At 61.1% G+C, this 21,092-nt stretch carries 20 protein-coding genes; 9 read left to right on the plus strand and 11 right to left on the minus strand.

What is annotated here, in order from left to right:
* Positions 1 to 170 precede the first annotated feature (170 nt).
* Positions 171 to 1,175 (plus strand): NADP-dependent oxidoreductase, encoded by a 1,005-nt coding sequence (locus B0D71_RS28505; RefSeq protein ID WP_090457259.1) that lies wholly within the window; start codon positions 171 to 173, stop codon positions 1,173 to 1,175.
* Positions 1,176 to 1,281: 106 nt separating this feature from the next.
* On the opposite strand, the gene pyrF is transcribed toward B0D71_RS28505, so the two are convergent.
* Positions 1,282 to 1,980: an orotidine-5'-phosphate decarboxylase gene (gene pyrF, locus B0D71_RS28510; RefSeq protein ID WP_007974578.1), complete on the minus strand. Its 699-nt coding sequence runs from the start codon at positions 1,978 to 1,980 to the stop codon at positions 1,282 to 1,284.
* A 296-nt stretch (positions 1,981 to 2,276) separates the two neighbouring features.
* On the opposite strand from pyrF, the gene B0D71_RS28515 reads away from it, so the two are divergent.
* The 3 genes from B0D71_RS28515 (at position 2,277) to xopAW (ending at position 4,896) form a co-directional block, all read left to right on the plus strand.
* Positions 2,277 to 3,035 (plus strand): response regulator, encoded by a 759-nt coding sequence (locus B0D71_RS28515; protein ID WP_103397685.1) that lies wholly within the window; start codon positions 2,277 to 2,279, stop codon positions 3,033 to 3,035.
* Entirely contained in the window at positions 3,035 to 4,084 is a 1,050-nt protein-coding gene (locus B0D71_RS28520) for a sensor histidine kinase (RefSeq protein WP_103397686.1), read from the plus strand. Before B0D71_RS28515 ends, B0D71_RS28520 begins: the two co-directional genes overlap by 1 nt.
* Positions 4,085 to 4,257: 173 nt before the next feature.
* Positions 4,258 to 4,896 carry an EF-hand domain-containing protein gene (gene xopAW, locus B0D71_RS28525; protein WP_103397687.1) on the plus strand — a complete coding sequence of 213 codons (639 nt, stop codon included), beginning with the start codon at positions 4,258 to 4,260 and terminating at the stop codon, positions 4,894 to 4,896.
* A 124-nt stretch (positions 4,897 to 5,020) separates the two neighbouring features.
* On the opposite strand, the gene B0D71_RS28530 is transcribed toward xopAW, so the two are convergent.
* The 10 genes from B0D71_RS28530 to B0D71_RS28575 form a co-directional block, all read right to left on the minus strand.
* The gene (locus B0D71_RS28530; protein ID WP_103397688.1) at positions 5,021 to 6,076 is read right to left on the minus strand and encodes an AI-2E family transporter; all 1,056 of its coding nucleotides are present in this window, start codon (positions 6,074 to 6,076) and stop codon (positions 5,021 to 5,023) included.
* Positions 6,077 to 6,145: 69 nt separating this feature from the next.
* Entirely contained in the window at positions 6,146 to 6,952 is an 807-nt protein-coding gene (locus B0D71_RS28535; RefSeq protein WP_103397689.1) for a DUF4892 domain-containing protein, read from the minus strand.
* 8 nt (positions 6,953 to 6,960) lie between these two features.
* Complete coding sequence (locus tag B0D71_RS28540) at positions 6,961 to 7,620, minus strand: glutathione S-transferase family protein (protein ID WP_103397690.1); 660 nt, start codon at positions 7,618 to 7,620, stop codon at positions 6,961 to 6,963.
* Between the two features lie 50 nt (positions 7,621 to 7,670).
* Positions 7,671 to 8,525 carry an alpha/beta hydrolase gene (locus tag B0D71_RS28545; RefSeq protein ID WP_103397691.1) on the minus strand — a complete coding sequence of 285 codons (855 nt, stop codon included), beginning with the start codon at positions 8,523 to 8,525 and terminating at the stop codon, positions 7,671 to 7,673.
* Complete coding sequence (locus B0D71_RS28550) at positions 8,522 to 9,328, minus strand: alpha/beta fold hydrolase (RefSeq protein WP_103397692.1); 807 nt, start codon at positions 9,326 to 9,328, stop codon at positions 8,522 to 8,524. The genes B0D71_RS28545 and B0D71_RS28550 overlap by 4 nt, the downstream gene beginning before the upstream one ends.
* Positions 9,329 to 9,588: 260 nt before the next feature.
* Positions 9,589 to 10,032 carry a hotdog fold thioesterase gene (locus tag B0D71_RS28555; protein ID WP_103397693.1) on the minus strand — a complete coding sequence of 148 codons (444 nt, stop codon included), beginning with the start codon at positions 10,030 to 10,032 and terminating at the stop codon, positions 9,589 to 9,591.
* A gap of 32 nt (positions 10,033 to 10,064) precedes the next feature.
* Positions 10,065 to 11,732 (minus strand): AMP-binding protein, encoded by a 1,668-nt coding sequence (locus tag B0D71_RS28560; protein ID WP_103397694.1) that lies wholly within the window; start codon positions 11,730 to 11,732, stop codon positions 10,065 to 10,067.
* A gap of 213 nt (positions 11,733 to 11,945) precedes the next feature.
* Positions 11,946 to 12,398 (minus strand): phosphohistidine phosphatase SixA, encoded by a 453-nt coding sequence (sixA, locus tag B0D71_RS28565; RefSeq protein WP_103397695.1) that lies wholly within the window; start codon positions 12,396 to 12,398, stop codon positions 11,946 to 11,948.
* Positions 12,395 to 12,742, minus strand: coding sequence for a DUF4389 domain-containing protein (locus tag B0D71_RS28570; protein WP_007974561.1), 348 nt, complete (start codon positions 12,740 to 12,742; stop codon positions 12,395 to 12,397). Before B0D71_RS28570 ends, sixA begins: the two co-directional genes overlap by 4 nt.
* Positions 12,743 to 12,773: 31 nt before the next feature.
* On the minus strand, positions 12,774 to 13,799 hold the full coding sequence (locus B0D71_RS28575; RefSeq protein ID WP_103397696.1) for an NAD(P)H-dependent glycerol-3-phosphate dehydrogenase: 1,026 nt from the start codon (positions 13,797 to 13,799) through the stop codon (positions 12,774 to 12,776).
* Between the two features lie 194 nt (positions 13,800 to 13,993).
* Between B0D71_RS28575 and B0D71_RS28580 the strand changes: the two genes are divergently transcribed.
* From B0D71_RS28580 to fabB, 5 genes are all read left to right on the plus strand, one after another.
* Positions 13,994 to 16,117: a TonB-dependent receptor plug domain-containing protein gene (locus tag B0D71_RS28580; protein ID WP_103397697.1), complete on the plus strand. Its 2,124-nt coding sequence runs from the start codon at positions 13,994 to 13,996 to the stop codon at positions 16,115 to 16,117.
* Position 16,118: 1 nt separating this feature from the next.
* The gene (locus B0D71_RS28585; RefSeq protein WP_103397698.1) at positions 16,119 to 17,051 is read left to right on the plus strand and encodes an ABC transporter substrate-binding protein; all 933 of its coding nucleotides are present in this window, start codon (positions 16,119 to 16,121) and stop codon (positions 17,049 to 17,051) included.
* Entirely contained in the window at positions 17,048 to 18,949 is a 1,902-nt protein-coding gene (locus tag B0D71_RS28590; RefSeq protein ID WP_103397699.1) for an ATP-binding protein, read from the plus strand. The genes B0D71_RS28585 and B0D71_RS28590 overlap by 4 nt, the downstream gene beginning before the upstream one ends.
* Positions 18,950 to 19,196: 247 nt before the next feature.
* Positions 19,197 to 19,712: a 3-hydroxyacyl-[acyl-carrier-protein] dehydratase FabA gene (gene fabA / locus B0D71_RS28595; protein WP_003227150.1), complete on the plus strand. Its 516-nt coding sequence runs from the start codon at positions 19,197 to 19,199 to the stop codon at positions 19,710 to 19,712.
* Positions 19,713 to 19,723: 11 nt separating this feature from the next.
* Positions 19,724 to 20,944, plus strand: coding sequence for a beta-ketoacyl-ACP synthase I (gene fabB / locus B0D71_RS28600; protein WP_007974551.1), 1,221 nt, complete (start codon positions 19,724 to 19,726; stop codon positions 20,942 to 20,944).
* Positions 20,945 to 21,092: the final 148 nt, after the last annotated feature.

Consider the following 21,092-nt stretch of genomic DNA (forward strand, 5'->3'; position numbering starts at 1 on the left):
ACACGGCAGCACTATCAAGACTCCGGTTGAGCCCCCATGAGTTGTAGTGATGGAACCGCCGTACCAACTATCACTGCACTGGATCAACGTGCATTCGCCGCATCAGCCGAGCTTGCGGCATCGTCGCTGACCGGCTATCAACAAAGCTTCATTCATCTTGAGTGCCTGCCATGACCTCCCAGACCAATCGCCAATTCCTGCTCGCCAAACGCCCGGTGGGCGCGGCGACCCGCGAGACATTCACCTATCAGGAAGTACCGGTCGGCGAGCCGGCGGCGGGTCAGATCCTGGTCGAAAACCAATACCTGTCCCTGGACCCGGCCATGCGTGGCTGGATGAATGAGGGCAAGTCCTACATCCCGCCGGTCGGACTCGGCGAAGTCATGCGCGCCTTGGGTGTGGGCAAAGTCATTGCGTCGAACAACCCGGGGTTTGCGGTCGGGGATTACGTCAACGGCGCCCTGGGCGTGCAGGATTTTTTCCTCGGCGAGCCGCGAGGTTTCTATAAAGTCGATCCGAAACTGGCCCCTTTGCCACGTTACTTGTCGGCGCTGGGCATGACCGGGATGACGGCGTACTTCGCCCTGCTTGACGTTGGCGCTCCGAAGGCCGGTGATACCGTGGTGCTGTCGGGCGCGGCAGGGGCTGTGGGCAGCATCGCCGGGCAGATCGCCAAGATCAAAGGGTGCCGTGTCGTGGGCATCGCCGGCGGTGCGGACAAGTGCAAGTTCCTGATCGATGAACTGGGTTTCGACGGTGCTATCGACTACAAGAGCGAAGATGTCCTCGCCGGTCTCAAGCGCGAGTGCCCGAAAGGCGTCGACGTATACTTCGATAACGTCGGCGGCGACATTCTCGACGCGGTGTTGAGCCGTCTGAACATGAAGGCGCGGGTGGTGATTTGCGGCGCCATCAGCCAGTACAACAACAAGGAAGCGGTCAAGGGGCCGGCCAACTACCTGTCGCTACTGGTCAACCGCGCGCGCATGGAAGGTTTTGTGGTGATGGACTATGCCGCCCAGTACGCCAGCGCCGCCCAGGAAATGGCCGGCTGGATGGCCAAGGGGCAACTCAAGAGCAAGGAAGACATCGTCGAAGGACTGGAGACCTTCCCGGAGACGCTGATGAAATTGTTCAGCGGTGAGAATTTCGGGAAGTTGGTGTTGAAGGTTTGACGCAGTCCTTGTAGGAGCTGGCTTGCCAGCAATGCAGGCACCGCGGTTACTCAGGTAAGCCGTGGTGATGCAATCGCCGGCAAGCCGGCTCCTACAGGTTTAGTGTTTAGGCCAACTCAGCCACGACCGAAGCCAGCGCCTTGGCCGGATCGGCTGCCTGGCTGATCGGGCGGCCGATCACCAGGTAGTCGGAACCGGCATCCAGCGCCTGACGCGGTGTCAGAATGCGGCGCTGATCGTCCTGTGCGCTGCCCGCCGGACGAATCCCCGGGGTCACCAGTTGCAGCGACGGATGCGCCGATTTCAGCGCCTGGGCTTCCAGGGCCGAGCACACCAGACCATCCATCCCGGCTTTTTCCGCCAGAGCGGCCAGACGCAGCACCTGCTCCTGGGGCTCGATGTCCAGACCGATACCCGCCAGATCTTCACGCTCCATGCTGGTCAACACGGTCACGCCGATCAGCAGTGGTTTCGGACCGCTGCGCTGATCCAGCACTTCACGGCACGCGGCCATCATGCGCAGGCCACCGGAGCAATGCACGTTGACCATCCACACGCCCATTTCCGCTGCCGCCTTGACGGCCATCGCAGTGGTGTTCGGGATGTCGTGGAACTTGAGGTCCAGGAACACTTCGAAACCCTTGTCGCGCAGGGTGCCGACGATTTCCGAGGCGCAGCTGGTGAACAGCTCCTTACCGACTTTGACCCGGCACAGTTTCGGGTCCAACTGATCGGCCAGCTTCAGTGCGGCGTCACGGGTAGGGAAATCCAGGGCGACGATGATAGGAGTCTGGCAGGCGGACATGAGTGGGCTCTCAGGCAAGTCGAAATCGGCGCGCATTGTAGCGGAACCAGCGGCGCTGCGGGACCCGATGATCGGTAAATCGTCGAGTCGGCTCCGGCAAGACTAGCCCTTGAAGCGATTGTGTCGAGTTCGACACACACACGACACGCCCGCAACACCCAGCCCCGCTACCCTCGGCAACCGCAACAGGTCCTTACAGCAGCACTTCCCGCCTCCGGGCCGGACGCCTATGCTGGAACCACAACCTCGCAGCCTATCTTTGTGGTTGGCAGCCTATCTGGCAGATGAATGCACGCATGCACAACACCCAAACACCCGTGAACGACGACCAAAAAACGCCCGGTGACGACAAACGCTGGAGCATTCGCGCCCTGATCGTCGACGATGACGTCCCGATCCGAGAATTGATGATCGACTACCTGGCCCGGTTCAACATCCACGCCAGTGGCGTCACCGATGGCGCCGCGATGCGCCAGGCGATGCAGGCGGAACACTTCGACGTGGTGGTGCTCGACCTGATGTTGCCCGGTGAAGACGGTCTGTCGCTGTGCCGCTGGTTGCGCGCCGAGTCGGACATCCCGATCCTGATGCTCACCGCCCGCTGCGAGCCCACCGACCGGATCATCGGCCTCGAACTCGGCGCCGACGACTACATGGCCAAGCCTTTCGAACCCCGCGAGCTGGTGGCGCGGATCCAGACCATCCTGCGTCGGGTACGCGATGACCGCAGCGAACAGCGGGCGAACATCCGCTTCGACAATTGGCGCCTGAACAGCGTGCTGCGACAGCTGATTGCCGATGATGGCCTGGTGGTTCCGCTGTCCAACGCCGAATTCCGTCTGCTCTGGGTGTTTATCGAGCGTCCGCGCCGTGTGCTCAGCCGGGAACAACTGCTGGACGCCGCACGCGGTCGCTCGATCGAAGCCTTTGATCGCAGTATCGACTTGTTGGTATCGCGCCTGCGCCAGAAACTTGGTGACGATCCCAAGGCTCCGCAGTTGATCAAGACCGTTCGCGGCGAGGGTTACCTGTTCGATGCCAGAGACATCGGCTGATGCGCGGGCGCTTCGATACGCTGTTCGGTCGCCTGTTTGGCGTGCTGCTGCTGGCGATTATCCTCGCGCACCTGCTGGCCTTTGCCTGGTTTCACCATTACGGCCCGCCACCGCCACCGCCGCCTCCGGAGTTTTCCGAAGGTCTGGACGGGCTACGTCCGCCACTGGACCCGCGCGTCGAACAGCGGCCGCCACGGCCGTGGTTCGGCGGCCCCTTGGTGCCCCTGACGTTTCAATTGGTCTCGCTGATCATTGCCGCCTGGTACGGCGCCAAACTGCTGAGCCGACCGATCCAGCGCCTGAGTGATGCAGCCGAGCGCTTGAGCGAAGACCTCGACAGCCCGCCGCTGGAAGAATCGGGGCCAAGGGAAGCGCGGCAAGCGGCGCACACGTTCAACAAAATGCAACGCCGCATCCTGGAACAGGTCAAGCAGCGCTCGCGCATGCTTGGCGCTGTGTCCCACGACCTGCGCACACCGCTGTCGCGGCTCAAGCTGCGGCTGGAGAAGATCGACGACGACAAGTTGCAAGGCCAGATGCGCCAAGACCTCGACGACATGATCACCATGCTCGATGCCACCCTCACCTACCTGCACGAACAGCGTACCAGCGAAGCCCCGCAGTGGATGGACGTGCAGGCATTGGTGGAGTCCCTGAGCGAAAATGCCCAGGATCAGGGCGCGAACGTCCAGGCCAGTGGTCACTGTGCCCCCCTGCAAGTGCAACCGATGGCATTGCGTTCCTGCATCAACAATCTGATGGACAATGCCCTGCGCTATGCCGGGCAAGCACTGATAACCCTGGAGGATCATCGCGAACAGTTGGTGATTCGGGTCATCGACCATGGCCCGGGTATCGCCGCCGAACAACGAGAAGCCGTGTTCGAACCCTTCTTTCGCCTTGAGGGCTCGCGCAATCGCAACTCCGGAGGCGTTGGCCTGGGCATGACCATTGCCCGAGAAGCCGCGCAACGAATGGGCGGGCAGCTGACACTGGAAGAAACCCCGGGTGGTGGCCTGACGGCCGTGATCTGCCTGCCCCGTGCCTGAAAGACACATCCGCCACTTTGTGGGAGCGAGCTTGCTCGCTCCCACAGGGGTATCAGTGAGGCTGATTACCATGTGTACCACTCGGTACAAACTCCACATACCCGCGACAACTCGCCCCTTGAGTCTGCATAAGCCGGTACACCACCGGTTTATCTTTCCAGGGAGTGAGCACGATGATCGGTAGCATCAGCAGCAATTACTCGAATTTCACCAGCACCAGCATCAGCAGCACCACAGCCAATAGCGCACGCAGCCAGCAGTTCCAGAAGGACCTGCTGGCCAAACTCGACAGCAACAGCGACGGTTCGGTCGATCAGGACGAACTCAAGAGTGCCCTGTCGCAGAAATCCGACGACGGTTTGTTGGTCAGCCTGAGCAAGAATTTCGCCGACCTCGACAGCGATGGCAGTGGCAACCTGAGCGGCGAAGAAATGGCCGCGATGTCTCCCCCGCCGCCACCATCACAACAGCTATCCAGTGACCAATTGTTCGGCCAACTCGATGCTGACAGTGACGGCAGCGTCAGCGCCACCGAGCTGAGCAGTGCGTTGCAGGCCAGCAGCGGCAATTCGTCGACCAGCACCGACACCAGTGCCGCGCTGCTCAAGGCGCTGGACAGCGACAGCAGCGCAGGCGTGAGCAGTGATGAACTCAAGGCGGCCTTGCAGGCCGGTCGCGAGAAGAACACCGAGAGCACCACTGATCGGGCGAGCGTCAACGATGCATTGCAGAAAATGATCGCCAACCTGACCAAGCAGTATTCGCTCGATAACGTGGCGAGCGTGGGCAAGCACCTGAACGTGGCGACCTGAGTCAAAAAGCTCGCGAGTCAGATTGTAGGAGCCGGCTTGCTGGCGATGGCGGTCTTGAAGCTCCCCGCATATTCAAGGGCCTATCGCCGGCAAGCCGGCTCCTAAAATGGATATGGCGAGGTTTTCAAGGACGGCGATCTTCGACCCGTGCCTGAGTCTTGCTCCAGTCGATCAACAGGCTGTAGGCCACCGCCAGCAATGTCGGGCCAATGAACAGGCCGATAAAGCCAAAGGCAATCAAGCCGCCAAACACCCCAAGCAGCACGATGACCAGCGGCAGGTTACCGCCACGACTGATCAGGTAAGGCTTGAGCACGTTGTCGACACCGCTGATGACGAATGTGCCCCAGATCCCGAGGAATATGGCCATCCCGTACTCGCCTTTCCAGGCCAGCCACGCGGTCGCTGGAATCCATACCAGCGGCGGGCCCATCGGGATCAGGCTGAGCATGAACGTCACGATACCGAGCACCAATGCTCCCGGCACGCCGGCAATCAGGAACCCGATCAACGCCAGGATCGCCTGGGCCGCCGCGGTGCCGATCACACCGTTCACCACCCGCTGTACCGTGCCCGCCACCAGTTCAATGTAGTAGCCGGCCCGCTGACCGATCAGCCGTTCCAGCAAAGTGTGGACAAACGCCGCCAGACGCGGCCCGTCACGATAGAAAAAGAACACGAAGACGATGCTCAGGGTCAGCTCGAGAATTCCGCCGCCGATCTGCGCGCTGCGCGCCAGCAACCAGTTACCCACCTGCCCCAGATAAGGCTTGAGCGACACCATCATCGCCGCGCCCTGCTCATCGATGCTGTTCCAGATCCCGACCAGCCGCTCGCCCACCAAGGGAATCGAGCCCAACCACACCGGTGCTTCGGGCAGCCCCTCGACCTGCGCATCCTTGATGAATGCCGTGGCATCGCGAATATGGTCGGCGAGGTTGAAACCCAGCCACACCAGCGGCGCCGCTACCAGCACCATCCAGCCCAGCGTCAGCAATGCCGCCGCCAGAGACTCGCGGCCATTGAGGGAACGGGTCAGCAAGCGCATCAGTGGCCAACTGGCAAATGCCAGGACCGCGCCCCAGAACATCGCCGACCAGAACGGCGCCATCACCCAGAAGCTCGCGCCAAACAGCACCACGAGCAGGATCTGCACCAACAGGCGATCGTTATTGATCATCAAAAGTCTCGAAAAAGTCAGTCAGCAAAAGAGTAGGCGAACGCAGCGTAGACGTTCGCCCGCTACAGCCTACCGCAATAGCTCGATGTGCAGGCCAGAGCCCTCGACACTGCCGGTTTCCATCCGCGCGGCGCGTACGCCTTGACCAATCAGGGCCTGACGCCAGGCTTCGGCGTTCGCTCCGGAAATACTGACCCGCAAGGTGGTGTCCAGATTCAATCCTCGAGAAATCAGGCGTAGCCAGGTCTCGTCAGGCGCACTGTTGAGCTTGGAAAAATCGAGCTCGCCGGTGCTCTTGAGTTCACGCAGCAAGGTCGCGGAGGTGGGCAACAACTCGCCCAGCGGTGCCGAGGCCTCGAACTGCTCGACATGCAGGTAGGCTTTGCGATTGCCGCGGGTGATGCTGTACAGCGCGACGAGCGTGTTATCCCGTGGCGCCGCAAGTCGAAGCAACAAGTAGGCTTGTTGATCGTCGGCACCGTACAGCTTGGCGTTGCCGAAGACTTCATTGGCCCAGAGGCTGCTTTCACCGCAATCGCGCGCCTGGCACCAGAAGAGCAGCCCGGCGTCCTGCTGTTGCAAAGCCTCGCGGGCAGCGGTGAACGCCTCGATGGATGAATGCTCCGGTGGCAACTCGTAGGTCACCGACGTGACGTTGCCGCGGGCACTGACCTGACCGTCGAAACGCAACTGGCCACTGATCTTGCGGATCGAGCCCAAGGGGTAGATCCGTTCCAGCTCGGCGGCAGGGCGATAGTCGACAATCTGGGCGTCGACCATACGCGGCACTATCGAGAGGTCCTGACTGCCCGGAACATCGGCGGCGAACAACAAGGGGCTGAAACTGCACAGCACCAGCAAACTGAGTGAACGCATGGATAGATTCATCGGATCAGCATGGCCTGGGCGCCCTTGATGACGCTGGCTTCATCGGCACGTTGCGGTACCTGCAGACCACGCTGCACCGCCGGCCGAGCCTCCAGGGTGGCCATCCAGCGTTGCAACGCCGTCAAACCCTCCACCGAGACACCCGACCACTCGTAACCACGCACCCACGGAAAGGTGGCGATATCAGCAATGCTGTACTCGCCGGCGAGAAATTCCACGCTTTGCAAACGCGTGTCGAGCACTTCGTAGAGGCGACGGGTTTCATGCTGATAGCGGTCGATGGCGCCCTGGAGTTTTTCCGGAAAGTAGCGGAAGAATACGTTGGCCTGGCCCTGCATCGGGCCGATACCTCCCATCTGGAACATCAGCCACTGCAGTACCACCGAACGCCCCTTGGGGTCGCGTGGCAACAATTTGCCGGCCTGTTCAGCGAGGTAAATTAGAATGGCACCGGATTCGAACACGGCGAAATCGCCGTTGGCGCGGTCGACAATCGCCGGAATCCGGCCATTGGGGTTGATCTTGAGGAAGTCCGCGGACTTCTGCTCCTTTTTGTCGAAACTCAAGGCATGCACCGTGTAGGGCAGGCCGAGTTCCTCGAGCACGATAGAGACCTTGTGGCCATTCGGGGTCGCAGCGGTGTAGAGATCTATCATGGTTGTCTCCCTTTTCAACCCGCCAAGCCTCGACAGTTGCCCGGCGCAAGTCAAGGAATGGCGAAAAACCGATTGAAACAGTCTGCGACAAGATCGGCACCGGACTCGTCATTGAGGTGCAAATGGTGGCCGCCTGGCAGCTGTTCCCGGCTAAAGGGTAGACGCTCCAGCAACTCCGGGTGTTTGGCGAGCATGCCGTCGGCGGCAACCACCAGTGTTGCAGGACATTTGACCCGCTGGACGAAGGCCATGGCCTGTTCAGTCGTAAGACGCAACGGCGATGGCAGCGTGAGGCGATTGTCGGTGCGCCAGGTATAACCGCCCGGCACCGGCATCAGACCACGCTGCGCCAGCAGTTCAGCGGCCTCGCGACTGACCGCCACCAGGCCCTTCATGCGCGCTTCGATGGCTCGGTCGAGAGTGTCGTAGACCGGTTTGCGCTTTTCCCGCAGATCCAGTTGCGCCTGCAAGGCCATGCCCATGCGCTCGGCAGCGTTTTCACCTTTGTCTGTAGGAGGAATGATGCCGTCGATCAACGCCAGGTGGGTGACCCGCTCGGGCATCGACCCGGCGATGATCAGCGAAGCAATGGCGCCCATTGAATGCCCCATCAGCGCAAACTTCCTCAGCCCTAGCTGTTCGGCAACCTGCAACACATCGTGGGCATAGTCCCACATGGCGTAGCCGGCGCCTGGCGGGCGATGCCCGGAATGACCGTGACCGGCCATGTCCAGCGCGATGATGCGCAGGCCTTTGAGTTTGGGTGCCAGGCGGGCAAAGCTGTTGGCGTTGTCCAGCCAGCCATGCAGGGCAATGACCGGCAAACCATCTTCAGGACCGAACAGGTGCGCCGCCAGCTCAATGTGCGGCAGGCTCAGGCGGACCTCTTCGACGACGTGGCTCATGCGCAATCCTGTTGTCGACGGCCGTCCCAGCGATGGAACAGGCCTTTGAGCATTTCAGCGGTATCCAGGGGACGCTCGAGCGGAAACATGTGGCCGCCGGGCATGGTCAAGGACTCACCCAACGGCAGGCGGTCGACCGAACTGGCGTGATGGCGCATCACCACGCGGCTGCTGTGCCCGCGAACCACCGCCAGCGGCACCTGCAACTGCCGGGTGCTGCCCGGGCTGGTGTGCGGCACGCCGCGATAGATGCTGATCTCCGTGGCCGGGTCGAACCGCAGGCGCAGCTTGTCGTCGACCTGGTGCAAGCCATGTTGCAGGTAGGCATCGAAGCACTCCGGGTCGAAGCCGCGGAACAGGGTTTTACCGGCGAAATATTTCCGCGCGCTGTCCAGGTCGGTGAACTCTTCACGGCGGCCCAAGGTACGCCCGGCCGGGGTCAAGCGGTCGATGAAACCGAAGCGTTTGGCCGCGCGGATGACCCATCGATCGGTTCGGGTCAGCACTGGCGAGTCGAGCATCACCACCCCGCGATACAACTCGGGGCAGCGCAAGGCCGCATGCAGGTGCAACACGCCACCGAAGGAGTGACCGACGCCCCACACGGGCTCGGCCTGTTGTTGCAGGTGATGGATCAGCTCATCCACCAGGTTGTACCAGTTGTCGTCCGCCGGGAAACGCGGGTCGTGGGCGTGCTGCTCCAGATGCGTCACCTGAAACTCGGGTGCCAGCGCCGCAAACAACTTGCCGTAGGTCCCCGAAGGAAAACCATTGGCGTGGGCGAAAAAGATCTGTTGCGACATACCTGCAAATCCATAAGCGAGAACAGGTGTTGATTGTCCGCAAGAGCGCGTCCTGCAGCAATGACCGTAACTGACAGGAATAGTGACAGTCCGGTCAAAGCTATGTGCCAAAGTCACCGTTGAACAAGCTTGTGTGGCAAGCGAGCTTGCTCGCGCCCGACTGCGCAGCAGTCGTAAAAGCTATTGAGGCTACTGCACAGCCCAGCGGGAGCAAGCTCACTCGCCACAAGAGCATCTTTAGGTTGCGACTCCCCCCCTGTTTAACGCGCTGGCGGTTTTTCTCCCAACGGCACCACCGCCATGGTCAACCGCGACACGCAACTGGCCTTGCCCTCATCGCTGGTCAACCGAATGTCCCAGACATGGGTCGTACGGCCGATGTGGATCGGCTTGGCCACCGCCGTCACCCGCCCACTGCGCAGGCCGCGCAAATGGTTGGCGTTGATTTCCAGGCCCACGCAATAGAATTTGCTGGCATCGATGCACAGGTAGCTGGCCATGGAACCGACCGATTCGGCCAGCACCACCGAGGCACCACCATGCAGCAAGCCATAAGGCTGATGGGTACGGTGGTCGATGACCATGCTGGCGGTCAGGGATTCTTCGTCGAAGGCTTCGAAACGGATGTCCAGCACTTCGCCGATGGTGTTTTTCTGGATTGCATTCAACTGCTCGATGTTTGGAGTGGTGCGCCACAAGCTCATCGCAGTGTTTCCTTGTTGGTTTTGTTCGTGGATCAATCCTGCCACAGCACCGCTTCGCTGCGCTCGCTCCATTCTTCAAAGCGCTCACCGTAAGCCGCTTCGATCACGTTGCGCTTGATCTTCAGGGTCGGGGTGAGAAAGCCGTTTTCCACGGCCCAACTGTCGTTGACCACCACCAGGCGCCGCAGTCGTTCATGCTTGTCGAGGGCGCCGTTGACCTCCTCCAGCAGTTTTTCCAGGCTCGAATGCAAACCGGCCCGCGCGGTCCCGCTGGCATCCTGCTGGCCGACCGCCGACAGCACGCACAACCCCAGCGGTGCACTCAAGCCATCGCCCACCACGCAGACCTGTTCGATGCGCGAATGCACAGCCAGACGATTTTCGATCGGCGCCGGCGCCACGTATTTGCCTTTACTGGTCTTGAAGATTTCCTTCAGGCGTCCGGTCAGGCGCAGATTGCCTTCGGCGTCCTCCTCGCCCTTGTCGCCAGTGCGCAGGAAGCCGTCCTCGGTAATGGTGTCGGCGGTTTTTTCCGGCTCCTTGAAATAACCGAGCATGGTCGCGCCACTGCGCACCATGACCTCCCCTGTCTCGGCAATCCGCACTTCGACCTCCGGGCACGGCTTACCGATCCAGCCCGGTTTTTGCTGGCCCGGCATACAGATGTGGGAATAGCCGCAGCTCTCAGTCATGCCGTAGACCTCTAGCACGTCCAGGCCCAGTTTTCGGTACCACAGCAACAAGGTCTGCGGCACCGGTGCAGCGCCGGACAGCGCTATGCGCAATTCATCCAGCCCCAAGCCGGCGAGGACTTTATGCCCGACCCGTTTGCCAATGATCGGCAGGCCAAGCAGGAAGTCGAGGCGTTTTGCCGGGATCTTGCTGTACACGCCCATCTGGAATTTGGTCCAGATGCGTGGAACGCCAAATAGCGCGGTCGGGCGCGCACGCTGCAAATCCGTCAGGAACGTGTCGAGACTCTCGGCGAAAAACACCGTTTGGCCGGTGTAAATCGATGCCAGCTCGACGAACATCCGTTCGGCAACGTGGCACAGCGGCAAATAGGACAGCAGTCGGTCCGACTCGTTGAGGCCGAACAACGCAGTGCCACGCGTAGTGGCAAACCCCAGGTTGCCGAAACTGTGCATTACGCCTTTGGGCATGCCGGTGGTGCCGGAAGTGTAAATGATGGTCGCCAGTTGATCGGCGGCAGGTTTGGGATCGTCCTGGATCGGCGAACTGCGTTGCAGGTCAGCCCAACTGAAATCGAACGTACCTGGCGGATGCAGGGGCAGGCTGACAGTCGGCAGGTTGGGGCTGACGCCACGGGACATGCCTGGCCAGTCGTCGAGCTTGCCGATGAACGCCAGCGTCGCTTCCGAGTGTTCAAGCACCTGGGAAACCGACTCGGCGGTGAGGTTGGGGTACAACGGCACCGATACATGCCCGGCCATCCAGATCGCAAGATCGGCGATGATCCAGTGCGCACAGTTCTTCGAGATCAGCGCGATATGGCTGCCCTGCGGCAGTTCCCGCGCTCGCAACCAATGGGCCGCGCAACGGGCCTGATGACCGACATCCGCCCAGGTCAAGGTCTCGACCTGGCCGCCTCCGACAGGCTGGACCAGAAAGCGCTGGCGGGGATGGCGGGCCTCACGCTCGTAGAAAACGTCCAGTGGCAAACGAAAAGCAGCAGACATGCGACTCGCTCCTGTGATTTTGGTCTGGAGCAAGCGTAGTCAACCAAGCAAGTGCTTGGTTGACTATTTCATTCAAAATTTTGCTACATCTGTGAGAGCGAGCTTGCTCGCGATGACTGACTCACCTTCAACAAATTTGCTAACTGCCTAACGCTATCGCGAGCAAGCTCGCTCACACATTGTTCGGTGCCAACTTCAAGCCAAGCAATGTGGTCAAGGGTGCTTGATGCTGTCGAGCTTCATCGACCCGATCAGCAATTCATCGCCCTTGAGTTCGGCCAATCCGGCGGTGCTGACTTTTTCCGGCGGATGCCCGGCGCCATGTTGCAGGTAACTCAACAAATGCCCCACCAGCGGGTTGTGGCTGACCAGAAGGACATTACTCACCGACACAAGTTGCTCGGCCACCTTGTCCGGGTCGGTTTCCGGGGTAAGCCAATCCACGGTGCGGATCTCGGGCTCGAAACCCAATGCCTCGCGCACCAGTTGCGCCGTTTGTTGCGCACGCAGATAGGGGCTGGCATAGATCGCCGTCAGCGGCTGGCCCATCAACCGCGCCGCGCTGCTCAACACTTCCTTGCGGCCGTGGTCGGTCAGTGCCCGCTCGGAATCGGGTCGTGAGCCGTAGGGCTCGGCTTCACCATGACGCAATACCCAGAGTTTCATAGCTTGGGTTCCTCATCTCGGGCCGGATGCGGTGCCGGCGCCACGACATGCGGCGCTTCGCCTTCCGGCGTACGCGGCGTCGGCCAGTCGGCGAACGGCCAAGGCTTCTGGTCGCTGTGAAAGCTGCCGAAACGACCGATCTGCGCCAGAAACTGGCTCAGGCTGTCGCCGAAATTCATCAGGCTGGCGCTTGGGGCGCCATAGAACAAACGATAGATCAACTGCACCAGCACGACGGCGCCGAGGATGAACTGCGCCACTTGCCACACCAACACGAAGACGATCATCCACAACACGCGCAGCAGGATGGACTCGTATTTGGCTTCTACTTTTGGATCGTTCATGCGCAACTCCCTGCTTTTCTGGCAAGCGTGATTAGTTGAAACCACTGGTGGAAATAAAGTCGACGTCGGTTTTCGGCTCGCCACGCATCAACAGACCGATGACCTGCTCCAGCGTGCGGCCTTCGAACAGGATCGCGTGCAGCCCGGCGACCAGTGGCATGTAAACGCCAACCTCCTGGGCCTTGGCCTTGAGCACTTTAAGGGTATTGACCCCTTCGGCGACTTCGCCCAGGCGCGTGACGGCCTCGTCCAGGCTCAAGCCCTGGCCGAGGGCAAACCCGACCTGATAGTTACGGCTCTTGGGCGATGAGCAGGTCACGATCAGATCACCCACGCCTGCCAGCCCCAGGAAGGTCATCGGGTTGGCGCCCTGATTCACCGCAAAGCGGGTCATTTCCGCCAATGCCCGGGTGATCAGCATGCTCTTGGTGTTTTCCCCCATGCCCATTGCCACCGCCATGCCGGCGATGATCGCGTAGACGTTTTTCAATGCCCCGCCCAACTCCACGCCAAAACGGTCGGCGCTGGCGTACACACGAAAGGTACGGCCGTGCAGCGCGGCCTGAACCTGCTGGCACAGTTCTTCGTCTTCACTGGCGACCACCGTGGCGGTCAGTGCGTGCTCGGCGATCTCACGGGCCAGGTTGGGTCCGGACAGGACGCCGATGCGCGCTTGCGGCGCGATCTCTTCGAGGATCTCGCTCATCAGCTTGAACGTATTGGCTTCGATGCCCTTGGTCAGGCTCACCAGCATTTTGCCGGTCAAGCGTTCGGCGTGCGGCACCAGCACCGAGCGCAGCGCGCTGGAAGGCAATGCGACGAAACACAGGTCACAGGCCTCCAGGGTGGCTTGCAGGTCGGTGACCGGTGTGACGCCAGGCAGAATCTTGATGCCTTTGAGGTAACGCGGGTTCTCGCGATTGACCCGAATGGCCTCGGCCTGTTCCGGGTCACGCATCCACTGAAGGACCTGATGCCCATTCTCGGCCAGCAGATTAGCCACGGCGGTTCCAAAACTTCCGCCTCCCAGGACCGCAATCGGGCGCTGTTCAGTCATATGCAATCCGTTAATCCATACAGTGGCGATGTCGGCATTATACGGGGCAGCCCATCGGCGGCCAGCCCCGACATGAAATACCGGAAGCCGTAGGAAGAAGACCAATAAAACCGAGGAAAATGCGGACATCGTGAATGGAAAAGTCACTCGGCTCGGTTAACATGCGCGCCATCAATCACTGACAGGGATGTGTTGTGTCTCCGGGTACTCCTTCACCGCGTTCGCCTCTGGTTCTGGCGCTGATTTTCAGCCCGCCATTGCTGGCCGACGACCTGTTCCTGGACAGCGAACCGCTGCCGCAAGTGCTCACGGCCACGCGCCTGAAGCAGTCGCCGGCGGCCGTTCCGGGAAGCATGACCGTGATCGACAGCGCCCTGATCCACGCCAGCGGCGCCCGCGACATCAGCGAACTGCTACGCCTGGTGCCGGGGATGATGGTCGGCAACATCAGTGGCAATCAGGCGGCGGTGAACTACCACGGAACCAATGCAACTGAAGCGCGGCGCATGCAAGTGCTGATCGACGGGCGCTCGGTGTATCGCGCCGGCTTGGCCACCGTCGACTGGAGCGACATTCCGGTGGCCATGGAAGACATCGAGCGCATCGAGGTCTTTCGTGGGCCGAATACCGTCAGCTATGGCGCCAACGCGCTGATGGCGGTGGTCAACATCATTACCCGGCGGCCGGCCGACAGTCACGGCACGCGCATCAAGGTCACCCGGGGACAACGCGGCATAAACGACTTTTATGCCAGCCAGGGTGTGGGCTGGGAGGATGGAGACATGCGCCTGTCCCTGTCCGGCCAGCAAGACGACGGCTTCGACACCAATCGGACCGGCGCTGATTACCATGACAGCCGCCGCCTCGATCGATTCAACCTTGCCGCCAGCCACAGCCTCGACGAACAGCAAAGCCTGGATTGGCAATTGAATGCCAAGGACGGCACCAACCAGCGGCCCTATACCTACCGCCCGGTGTTCCCGGGGACTACCCGCGCGGGCGACGACTCCGACGTCACCGCCAAGGACTACGCCGGCTCGTTGCGCTGGAACCTGGACATCAATCCCGATCACAGCCTTTATATCCAGGGTTCGGCCCAACACTGGGATCGCCAGCAAACCTGGCGCGCCTGCGACGCAGAAGTGTCGTTCAGCCCGCAACTGACCGAACTCTGGCAGTTGAACCCGAACTACACCGAACGCCTGGCCCGCAACATCACGCGTTTCATCGGCCCTGGCGCGCCGGCCGGCACCACCGCCGAGCAAGCGCTGGCCAACCAGGTACTCGACCAATGGCGCAACGGCGCGAACCAGACCGTGTGCGGCGACATCGACCAGAGCACCCGGGAGTCGCGCTACGACCTCGAACTGCAGGACACCCTGAGCCTTGCCGATAACCTGCGGCTGGTCAGCGGGATGAACTATCGTTACGACCGGGCGGATTCCGAGACCTACTTCAATGGCACTCTGGATGACACGATCTGGCGGGTGTTCGGCCAGTTCGAGTGGCGTGCCAGCGAACACTGGCTGCTGCAAGGCGGGGCCATGTTCGAGGACACCCGGTTGACCGGCAGCTCGCTGACACCCCGCGTGGCGGTCAACTACCTGATCAACCCGCGCCACGGCTTGCGTGCGGTGTACTCCGAGGCCATCCGTTCGCCGGACATGTTCGAGAACAACGTCAACTGGAGTTATCAGGTCACCAAGCTAAGGCCCGCTGCCTTTGGCCAGTCCAGCGCCCGTTACTTCGTCAAGACCCGTGGCCCGGGCGACCTCAATCAAGAGCACATGCGCTCCCGGGAGCTGGGCTACAACGGCTACTTCCCCGACCCGGGACTGGCGCTCGACGTGAAGCTGTTCCACGACGAAATCAGCGGCATGATCAGCGAACCGCTGCGCAACAATCAGTACATCGCCAGTAACGGCAACAAGGCGCGCTTTTCGGGCGCCGAAACCCAGCTCGATTGGCATGTCGGCAGCCTCGATCGCCTGCGATTGACCTATGCCTACGTCGATGCCGACGCCAGCAACCCACTGGATGCCAGGCAGACTGCACGCAACAGCGGCTCCGCCGGATGGCTGCGGGATTGGGGCCAAGGCTGGAACAGTGCGCTTTTCTACTATGGTGATGACGCCCTCAACGGCTACCGCTTCGAACGGGTCGATGCGCGCATCGCCAAACGTATCGCCTTGGGCAAGGCCAGCCTGGAACTGGCCGGGGTACTCCAGCAACGCCTGGACAATCAGCCGACCACCTTCTTCGACAACAACTATGACCAGCGCCACGTAATGTATTTCAGCGCGGAGCTGGAACTTTAAGATGCCGTATCGTCCGGCCTGCAGAATGCCGCCCTTGGGCCGGTTGCTGGCCGTGTTTTGTCTATTGTTCAGCGGCATGCTCGGCAGCCTGTCGGGTTACGCCGCCGAGATTTTGCTCACGGGTGCCGAAGACAGCCCGGGCGTGCGGGCCTTTACCCAGGCCCTGAGCGAGTTGCGAGCAAACGACAACGTGCGATTCCAGGCACTGGCCAGTTTGCCGATACCGCAAAGGCTGCCGGAAAATACCCGCTTGATTCTCCTCGACCTGCCCAGCCTCGACTGGCGCCTGCAGGACGCCCAGGGCCCGGCGACACTGGTGCTGCGCATCAGCCGCCTGCAAGCCCGGCAACGCTTGAACGACACGCTGCCGGCGCGTCTTTGCCTGCTATGGAGCGATCCACCGCCGGACCGCCAGTTGCGCTTGACCCGCACTCTATTGCCACAAGCCAAACGCATCGGCGTGCTCTACGACAACCACAGTGAATTCCTGCTGAATGAGCTGCGTCAGGCCGCCCTCCCCCTGGGACTTGAGGTGGTCTCCCAGCGCTGGGACAACATTCACGACAGTCGCCCGTTACACGCCCTGCTGAAAAACAGCGACGTGTTGCTGGGCCTGGACGACGCCGACCTGTACAACCCGCAAACCGCCAAGAACCTGCTGTTGAGCAGCTACTCACGGCAAATGGCACTGATCGGCCCCAACGCGAGCTTCGTCAAGGCCGGGAGCCTGGCCAGCACCTACAGCGACCAGAGCGACTGGCTGGCAATCCTCGACGAATTGCTCGACCGGCCACCAGCCACCTGGCCACGCGCGCACTATCCCCAGCGATTCAAGGTCGCGAGCAATCCGCAGGTGGCGCGCTCCCTGGGTATCGAACAGATCAACGAAGCGTCTGTCGCCACATTGCTGGCTGAAGGAGAACGCCGCCCATGAACTTGCGCCGTCGCTGGGACATCAACACCCGCACCCAACTCATCAGCCTCGGCCCTGCCCTGCTGCTGACCTTGTTGCTGATCAGCTTCTTCACGTTCGTGCGCATCCAGGATCTGCGTCAGGAAATCACTCACACCGGCCAGTTGATCGCCAACCAACTGGCCCCTGCCACCGAATACGGAGTGATATCAGGCAACAGCGAAGTGCTCGAAACCTTGCTCAAGGCGACGCTGGCCACGCCCAACGTGAGCTTTGTGGAAGTCCAGGACAGCGCCAGCCGGGTTCTGGTGTACGTCGAACAACCGAACGAACACCACAATCGCGCACAACAGCTCGAAGTGTTCCAGGCACCGATACGGCTCCAGCGAATCGCTTTGCACAATGACTTTTTCCAGAGCAGCAAAACCGCCACCGCGGCCCCCACCGAGGACTACATCGGCCGGGTGATTGTTGGGCTGTCCAACGACGCCTTCAGCCGGCGTCAACAGGAAATCGTGCTCAAGGCCGCCATTCTTGCACTGTTTGCCCTGCTGTTTACCTTCATCCTGGCCCGGCGTCTGGCGGGCAGCCTGTCGCAACCGATCCGTGATATCGGCAATGCCGTCAAGGCGATCCAGGCCGGCGACTACAAAACACCGCTGCCCATTGTCGATGACACCGAGCTGGGAGCGCTGTCGCAACACATCAACAACCTCGCCAGCGGACTCGAGCAGGCCAGCCGCGAACAGCATCAGGCCATGGCACAGTTGATCCAGACCCGCGAGGAAGCGGAAAAGGCCAACAACGCCAAATCCGACTTCCTCGCCATGATGAGCCATGAACTGCGCACGCCGATGAATGGCGTACTGGGCATGCTGCAGTTGCTGGAAACCACCGACATGACCGAGGAGCAGGTGGAGTACGCGGCGCTGGCCTCGGAATCCACCGAGCACTTGCTCAAGGTCATCAACGATATTCTCGACTTCTCGCGGATCGAACGTTCGGAGCTGGAACTGGAACACATTGCGTTCAACCTCGCCGACCTGATCGGCAGTTGCGCCCAGTCGTTCCAGCACAGCGCCGCCCAACGCGGCCTCGACCTGCAACTGAGGATCCCCGACGACTTGCGCGGCTTGCAGGTCAAGGGCGACCCGACGCGGATCCGGCAGATACTGGTCAACCTGGTCGGCAATGCACTGAAGTTCACCGAGCAGGGCCGCGTCACTATCGAGGCGCAGTGGCAGTCGCTGGACCACGAACTGCTTTGGTTCACCTGCACCGTGCGCGACAGCGGCATCGGCATCCCGGCGCAAAGCCTGGAGTTGATGTTCAACGCTTTCCAGCAGGCCGACAGCTCCATTTCAAGGCGCTACGGCGGCACCGGGTTGGGGCTGCCAATTGCTCGCACCCTCGCCGAACGCATGGGTGGCACCTTGCGCGCACAGAGCGAGGAAGGCCGCGGTTCGGTGTTCACCCTGGAAATTCCCCTGGCGCTGCACCAACAGACGCAGCCGCTGTTGCCCACGCGCGCGCCAACCGGCAACAGCGACGGCGAAGGGCGCAATGTGCTGTTGGTCGAAGACAATCCGGTCAACCAGACGGTCATCGAAGCCATGTTGCGCAGTCTGGGCTTCAAGGTCAGTGTCGCCGGCGATGGCGCGCAGGCGGTACGCAGCGCCGAGAGCCTGATTTTCGAAGCGATCCTGATGGATTGCCGCTTGCCGATCATCGATGGCTATGAAGCCACCCGACAAATCCGCATGCTGCCCGGTTGCAGCGACCTGCCAATCATCGCCCTGACCGCCAACGCCTTGCAGGGCGACCGCGAAGCCTGTCTATCGGCGGGTATGAGCGATTACCTGGCCAAGCCGTTCAAACGCACTGATCTGCAGCAGATTCTGCAACGATGGGTGCAGTAGTACAGGCCTTTCGACCATCTGTGACTGGCGTGAAAGGCGAAAGTGCGGCAGTCTTAGGCACCTCGACAGGCCCAAAAAGGGGCTTGAATAATAATTTCAGTGCACAAGTGTACATTCATGTCCTTGGTGCTGTGACTTTCACCACAACGCAATAGTCTATGAGTAGGCTGCCGGTTCGAGGCATGAACGCTTCGATCGGCCGGGAAGATTTGCCCCACCTGCCGCATGGGACTATTGAGGAGCTCGCATGACCAAACAAAACGCCTTTACCCGGGAAGACCTGCTGCGCTGCAGTCGCGGTGAGCTGTTCGGCCCTGGTAACGCGCAACTGCCCGCCCCGAACATGCTGATGGTTGATCGCATCACCCTGATCAGCGAAGAAGGTGGCAAGTACGGCAAAGGTGAATTGGTCGCCGAGCTGGATATCAATCCGGACCTGTGGTTCTTCGCCTGCCACTTCGAAGGCGATCCGGTGATGCCAGGCTGCCTGGGCCTCGACGCCATGTGGCAACTGGTCGGCTTCTTCCTGGGCTGGCAAGGCCTGCCGGGCCGTGGCCGTGCGCTGGGTTCGGGCGAAGTGAAATTCTTCGGCCAGGTCCTGCCGACCGCCAAGAAAGTCACCTATAACATTCATATCAAGCGCGTCCTCAAGGGCAAGCTGAACCTGGCCATCGCCGACGGTTCGGTCACTGTCGACGGCCGCGAAATCTACACCGCCGAAGGCCTCCGGGTCGGCGTGTTCACCTCCACTGACAACTTCTAAGGGTTATCCGCATGCGCCGCGTCGTTATCACTGGTCTGGGCATTGTTTCTTGCCTGGGCAATGACAAAGAGACCGTCTCCGCTAACCTGCGTGCAAGCCGCCCTGGCATCCGGTTCAACCCGGAATATGCCGAAATGGGTCTGCGTAGCCAGGTTTCCGGCTCCATCGACCTCAACCTTGAAGAACTGATCGATCGCAAGATCTATCGCTTCGTCGGCCACGCGGCAGCTTATGCCTACCTGGCCATGAAAGACGCCATCACCGACTCCGGCCTGACCGAAGAGCAAGTGTCCAACCCGCGTACCGGCCTGATCGCCGGTTCCGGTGGCGCATCGACCCTGAACCAGATGGAAGCGCTGGACATCCTGCGCGAGAAAGGCGTCAAGCGCGTCGGCCCATACCGTGTAACGCGGACCATGAGCAGCACCGTTTCCGCTTGCCTGGCCACTCCGTTCAAGATCAAGGGCCTGAACTACTCCATCGCTTCTGCCTGCGCCACCAGTGCTCACTGCATCGGTACCGCCATGGAACAGATCCAGATGGGCAAGCAGGACATCGTCTTCGCTGGCGGCGGTGAAGAAGAGCACTGGAGCCAATCGTTCCTGTTCGACGCCATGGGCGCCCTGTCCAGCAAGCGCAACGATACCCCGGAAAAAGCCTCCCGTGCCTACGACGCTGACCGTGACGGTTTCGTCATCGCCGGCGGTGGCGGCATGGTCGTGGTTGAAGAGCTGGAACACGCTCTGGCCCGTGGTGCGAAGATCTACGCGGAAATCGTTGGCTACGGCGCCACTTCCGACGGCTACGACATGGTTGCCCCGAGTGGCGAAGGCGCGATCCGCTGCATGCAGCAGGCGTTGTCCACCGTCGACACCCCGATCGACTACCTGAACACCCACGGCACTTCGACTCCGGTCGGCGACGTCGCGGAAATGAAAGGTGTGCGTGAAGTGTTTGGCGACAAGGCTCCGGCCATCAGCTCCACCAAGAGCCTGTCGGGTCACTCCCTGGGCGCCGCCGGCGTTCACGAAGCGATCTACTGCATGCTGATGATGGAAGGCAACTTCATTGCCGGCTCCGCCAACATCGACGAGCTGGACCCTGAAGTGGCCGATCTGCCGGTGCTGACCAAGACCCGCGAGAACGCCACCATCAACACTGTGATGAGCAACAGCTTCGGTTTCGGTGGCACCAACGCCACGCTGGTGCTGAAGCGCTGGGAAGGCAAGTAATTCTTCCTCGCTGAGCCGCACATGAAAACGCCCCGACTGGTTCGGGGCGTTTTTTTTGCCTCAAAAAGATGGCGCAAAGAATCGCTATCTGTAGGAGTCGGCTTGCCGGCGATAGCATTTTCAAGGACGCCATCGCCGGCAAGCCGGC

Source organism: Pseudomonas laurylsulfativorans (genome assembly GCF_002906155.1).
In the GTDB taxonomy this organism is placed as follows: Bacteria; Pseudomonadota; Gammaproteobacteria; order Pseudomonadales; family Pseudomonadaceae; genus Aquipseudomonas; species Aquipseudomonas laurylsulfativorans.

Excerpts from the sequence above, each read along its gene's own strand:
- B0D71_RS28535 (WP_103397689.1), bottom strand. The coding sequence starts at position 6,952 with ATGCGTTCACTCAGTTTGCTGGTGCTGTGCAGTTTCAGCCCCTTGTTG.
- sixA (WP_103397695.1), bottom strand. The coding sequence starts at position 12,398 with ATGAAACTCTGGGTATTGCGTCATGGTGAAGCCGAGCCCTACGGCTCA.
- B0D71_RS28560 (WP_103397694.1), bottom strand. The coding sequence starts at position 11,732 with ATGTCTGCTGCTTTTCGTTTGCCACTGGACGTTTTCTACGAGCGTGAG.
- B0D71_RS28515 (WP_103397685.1), top strand. The coding sequence starts at position 2,277 with ATGCACAACACCCAAACACCCGTGAACGACGACCAAAAAACGCCCGGT.
- B0D71_RS28520 (WP_103397686.1), top strand. The coding sequence starts at position 3,035 with ATGCGCGGGCGCTTCGATACGCTGTTCGGTCGCCTGTTTGGCGTGCTG.
- fabA (WP_003227150.1), top strand. The coding sequence starts at position 19,197 with ATGACCAAACAAAACGCCTTTACCCGGGAAGACCTGCTGCGCTGCAGT.
- pyrF (WP_007974578.1), bottom strand. The coding sequence starts at position 1,980 with ATGTCCGCCTGCCAGACTCCTATCATCGTCGCCCTGGATTTCCCTACC.
- B0D71_RS28590 (WP_103397699.1), top strand. The coding sequence starts at position 17,048 with ATGAACTTGCGCCGTCGCTGGGACATCAACACCCGCACCCAACTCATC.
- B0D71_RS28555 (WP_103397693.1), bottom strand. The coding sequence starts at position 10,032 with ATGAGCTTGTGGCGCACCACTCCAAACATCGAGCAGTTGAATGCAATC.
- B0D71_RS28505 (WP_090457259.1), top strand. The coding sequence starts at position 171 with ATGACCTCCCAGACCAATCGCCAATTCCTGCTCGCCAAACGCCCGGTG.
- B0D71_RS28545 (WP_103397691.1), bottom strand. The coding sequence starts at position 8,525 with ATGAGCCACGTCGTCGAAGAGGTCCGCCTGAGCCTGCCGCACATTGAG.
- B0D71_RS28530 (WP_103397688.1), bottom strand. The coding sequence starts at position 6,076 with ATGATCAATAACGATCGCCTGTTGGTGCAGATCCTGCTCGTGGTGCTG.
- B0D71_RS28575 (WP_103397696.1), bottom strand. The coding sequence starts at position 13,799 with ATGACTGAACAGCGCCCGATTGCGGTCCTGGGAGGCGGAAGTTTTGGA.
- B0D71_RS28540 (WP_103397690.1), bottom strand. The coding sequence starts at position 7,620 with ATGATAGATCTCTACACCGCTGCGACCCCGAATGGCCACAAGGTCTCT.
- B0D71_RS28585 (WP_103397698.1), top strand. The coding sequence starts at position 16,119 with ATGCCGTATCGTCCGGCCTGCAGAATGCCGCCCTTGGGCCGGTTGCTG.
- B0D71_RS28550 (WP_103397692.1), bottom strand. The coding sequence starts at position 9,328 with ATGTCGCAACAGATCTTTTTCGCCCACGCCAATGGTTTTCCTTCGGGG.
- xopAW (WP_103397687.1), top strand. The coding sequence starts at position 4,258 with ATGATCGGTAGCATCAGCAGCAATTACTCGAATTTCACCAGCACCAGC.
- B0D71_RS28570 (WP_007974561.1), bottom strand. The coding sequence starts at position 12,742 with ATGAACGATCCAAAAGTAGAAGCCAAATACGAGTCCATCCTGCTGCGC.
- fabB (WP_007974551.1), top strand. The coding sequence starts at position 19,724 with ATGCGCCGCGTCGTTATCACTGGTCTGGGCATTGTTTCTTGCCTGGGC.